The sequence below is a fragment of the Methanobacterium sp. genome (assembly GCA_012838205.1).
GTDB lineage: Archaea > Methanobacteriota > Methanobacteria > Methanobacteriales > Methanobacteriaceae > Methanobacterium.
Genome location: DUPR01000066.1, coordinates 1 through 3,608, shown reverse-complemented (window position 1 = coordinate 3,608; position 3,608 = coordinate 1). Strand labels below are relative to the sequence as shown.

Below are 3,608 nucleotides of genomic sequence, written 5' to 3'. Positions count from 1 at the left end.
TAATTATAAATAATGGAAAATTATAACTAATATCAGAATATGTAATAGTTTAATATTAGGGTGATTTACATGCTCACATCGGTTCAGAAAGAAATACTACAAAGTTTAATTAACTTGTACCGCAACGCTGACGGTATGTCCATTAAGGGGGAAGAAATAGCGGAAATAATGAACCGCAACCCCGGAACTATCCGCAATCAAATGCAATCACTCCGCAGTTTGGGCCTTGTTAAAGGCGTTCCAGGGCCTAGGGGTGGGTATAAACCCACTATTGAAGCTTATCACACTTTAAACATTCAAGACACCGACAAAGAAACCTTAGTACCGGTTTATAAGAAAGGAGAACTTTTGAAAGACATTACTGTGGCTAAAATCGAGTTCACCAGTATACCTCACCCTGGAGAATGTGAAGCAGCAATTAAAGCAGTTGGAAACATTAAAACCTTGGACTTGGGTGATAAAATTCGTGTAGGGCCCACACCAGTAAACAAACTGGTAGTTGATGGGGTGATAGTGGGCCGAGATGACATGGACAACATCCTACTACTGGACACCACTGGAATCCGCAGCATACCCAAAAGAAGAGCCATGGAAGTTGCCACACCCGACTTAATAACCTTAGATGGTTTGGACACCATAAGAGACGCAGCAAGAGTATTGGCATCCAAAGAAATAGAAGGTGCACCAGTAATGGACGACGATGAAGTAATAGGGATGGTAACCCTATCAGACATCAGCAAAGCCCTTGCAGAAGCCAGAGAAGATATGAAAGTCGTGGATATAATGACCAAAAACATTATCACCGTTGATGAAAACGTGATGATAGCTGATGCCATAGAAGTGATGAACAAAAACCATATTGGCCGCTTAATAGTAGTTGACAAAACTGGAAAAGCACAAGGTATAGTCACCCGCACCGATCTTCTTGATAAAATAGCGGGACTCAAATAAAACTTCACCCAACTAATAATAAAATCACAATCACTATTTTGTTTTTATCTGCCCAGTTTTTTCTCCAAAATTATAATATCCTGAAATTAGTTTTATTCACCCAAAATTTTTACAAGCAAAATAATTTTAATAAATCAACAGATAGACCATACATAAACTATCTAAAATTATCTAGGAAGTGTGAATACTGAAAGTTGAACACATTAGAATAGGTCCTGAAATGACTATCATCCAACTCATAGAGGAAATGGGCAGAAGCGGAGTTTTAGGTGCTGGAAGACTTTACAAAGCCACAAAGCTCTTGAGTGAAGTTATAAATGACCCGGAAACCACAGTTTTCCTGAGCGTAGCAGGACCAATGGTTCCAGGAGGCCTTAAAAAGGTTATCCGTGATTTAATAGACAAAGGATATGTGGATGTTCTAATAACTAGCGGAGCAAACCTCACCCATGATCTAGTGGAGGCGTTTGGTGGTGCACACTACCGTGAACATGAAGAAAACGATGAAGAACTCTGCCAAATGGGCATGGGCCGAATAGCAGATATATACACGAAATCAGAAGATTTTGAAGTATTCGAAACTAAAATAAATCTTATAATGACCGAAATAGCTGAAAAAAACAAGCAATTGAACATTCGTGATTTTTTAACCCAGATCGGCCACCTCATCAATGATGACGAATCAATCATCCGCACTGCTGCCAAAAAAGGGGTTCCCATTTATGCTCCGGGATTAATTGACAGCATGTTGGGACTGCAACTCTGGATGTTCACCCAAGAAAACCAATTAACCTTAGATGCTGCTGGAGACATGCACGAACTTTCAGATATTGTCTATGGTTCTGGGAAAGTAGCAACAGTTATTCTAGGCGGAGGATTACCAAAACATTATGCTCTGGCCTCAAACATCCTGACTGGTGGAGTAGATGCTGCAATCCAAGTTACACTGGACCGTAGTGAAGCCGGTAGTTTGGGCGGTGCACCGTTAGAAGAAGCTAAATCATGGGCTAAAGCCAAATGTGGCTCTAGATTGGTCACGGTCATTGGCGATGCCACTATTATATTTCCCTTAATGGTATCTGGGGCTATGGAATTAATCCATAAACAAGATTAAATCTTTTTTTAGTAAACATTAATGTTATGGATTTGTTAGGGAGTTTAGGATTTTCATGTTTTTCGAGGCAGCTTTGTACGCGTTATCTGGATTTTTCATGAAGTTTTCAGATGATGCCATGGATCTAAAAAATAATCATATCCTTGGTGTGGCTAGCGGGATAATCTGTGTTGTGGGAATAGGTTATCTGGCAGTTAATTTTTCTGATGCTGCCACAATATTCTTGGCCATACTTTTAGGAACTGTATTATCAGTTAAAGTGGATAAATTGGGTCATATGACTACTTTAATTATATTTGTAGTCATATTGTTAATATGGGGGATACCCTCTATTGGAATCATAACTTTAACCTTATGTACCATGGCAGCATGGTTAGATGAGGTGGGAAATGATAGGAAAAGTTTTAAAAAAATAAAGATTTTAGAACCATTCTTTAAATATCGCTGTGCCCTGAAAATAATGGTTTTAATATTATGCCTTTTAGGAGGCCTTCAGTTAACCAATACAGTAACTGGTTTATACTTTTTCCAACCAATAACATTCATTTATTTCATTTTATTTGATTTATTCTATGAATTGGCGGGTTTAAAGTTCGATAGCATCTATGATGGACTCCAAGGAATTGGCAGGGTTTTCAGATAGGTAAATGCTGCGTCCTACAATAATTGCATCGGCAAATTGGAGAGTTTCTCGAGGATCCCCTCCCTGCACGCCCACACCTGGAGATATGATAAATGAATCTTTACCCACTACATCTCTGATCATTTTCAACCGGTCTAAACGGGTTGATGGGCCAACATAATGGGTTATACCTATTTCCATGCCCATGCTGGCTATGTTCATGGAAACTGGTTGCATGAAATTAGTTGCTCCAGGATGGGACATTTCAGTTAAAAGGAAAATGTCTTTATCAACTTTTTTGGCAGATTCAAGACAGCTTTCCACACTGTCCCATCCAACAAAGCCATGGACAATAATTGCATCTGCACCGGATTGGAAGGTTACATCAGCAATCTTTTTATTTGTTGCAGGTATATCAGCCACTTTAAAATCGCAGATCACTCTACAATTATATTCTTTTTTAATTTTTGAAACAGATTCTAACCCTTCTGCTAAAACTAGGGGATAACCGATCTTAACAGTATCAATGTAGTCAGATATTTTATCCATTAATTCCATGGCATCGTTGATGTTGGGAACATCCATGGCCAGGATAATATTGTTTTTAACATCCATACAGTTAGGTTATAATTTTTATCTTTAAATCATTTTTTATTGATTTTTCATATTTCGTTTTTTTTTGATTTTGTATATACATTAATTCAAATTTTTAGTTTGAAAAAAATAGGGAAAATAAGCTTATAATTTTAACATACCTTTATATGCACCTAAACCAATATTATGTCAGCCATTTCTAATGGCATTTTTGGAAGTGAATATAGATGTTTGGAAGTAATTACGGTAAAGATGAAAGAGGAAGTAACGCCCCAATTAGTGAAGGGGAAGAATACGATGTTAAAATTGAAGATTTAGGTAGAGATG

Annotated in this window: 5 protein-coding genes; 4 read left to right on the top strand and 1 reads right to left on the bottom strand. The window is 37.7% G+C overall.

Annotated elements, in window-relative coordinates:
- Positions 1-69: 69 nt before the first annotated feature.
- From GXZ72_09585 to GXZ72_09575, 3 genes are all read left to right on the top strand, one after another.
- Positions 70-951, top strand: a complete 882-nt coding sequence (locus tag GXZ72_09585) for a CBS domain-containing protein (protein HHT19793.1) — start codon at positions 70-72, stop codon at positions 949-951.
- 202 nt (positions 952-1,153) lie between these two features.
- Positions 1,154-2,065 (top strand): deoxyhypusine synthase, encoded by a 912-nt coding sequence (locus tag GXZ72_09580; GenBank protein ID HHT19792.1) that lies wholly within the window; start codon positions 1,154-1,156, stop codon positions 2,063-2,065.
- Positions 2,066-2,120: 55 nt separating this feature from the next.
- The gene (locus GXZ72_09575) at positions 2,121-2,708 is read left to right on the top strand and encodes a hypothetical protein (protein HHT19791.1); all 588 of its coding nucleotides are present in this window, start codon (positions 2,121-2,123) and stop codon (positions 2,706-2,708) included.
- Here GXZ72_09575 and pyrF read toward each other — a convergent pair.
- Positions 2,652-3,302 (bottom strand): orotidine-5'-phosphate decarboxylase, encoded by a 651-nt coding sequence (gene pyrF, locus GXZ72_09570; protein HHT19790.1) that lies wholly within the window; start codon positions 3,300-3,302, stop codon positions 2,652-2,654. The two genes, GXZ72_09575 and pyrF, sit on opposite strands and share 57 nt — an antisense overlap.
- Positions 3,303-3,508: 206 nt before the next feature.
- Here pyrF and GXZ72_09565 point away from each other — a divergent pair.
- The coding region (locus GXZ72_09565; protein HHT19789.1) for a deoxyribonuclease at positions 3,509-3,608 on the top strand (100 nt) is incomplete at its 3' end.

Excerpts from the sequence above, each read along its gene's own strand:
- pyrF (HHT19790.1), bottom strand. The coding sequence starts at position 3,302 with ATGGATGTTAAAAACAATATTATCCTGGCCATGGATGTTCCCAACATC.
- GXZ72_09585 (HHT19793.1), top strand. The coding sequence starts at position 70 with ATGCTCACATCGGTTCAGAAAGAAATACTACAAAGTTTAATTAACTTG.
- GXZ72_09575 (HHT19791.1), top strand. The coding sequence starts at position 2,121 with ATGTTTTTCGAGGCAGCTTTGTACGCGTTATCTGGATTTTTCATGAAG.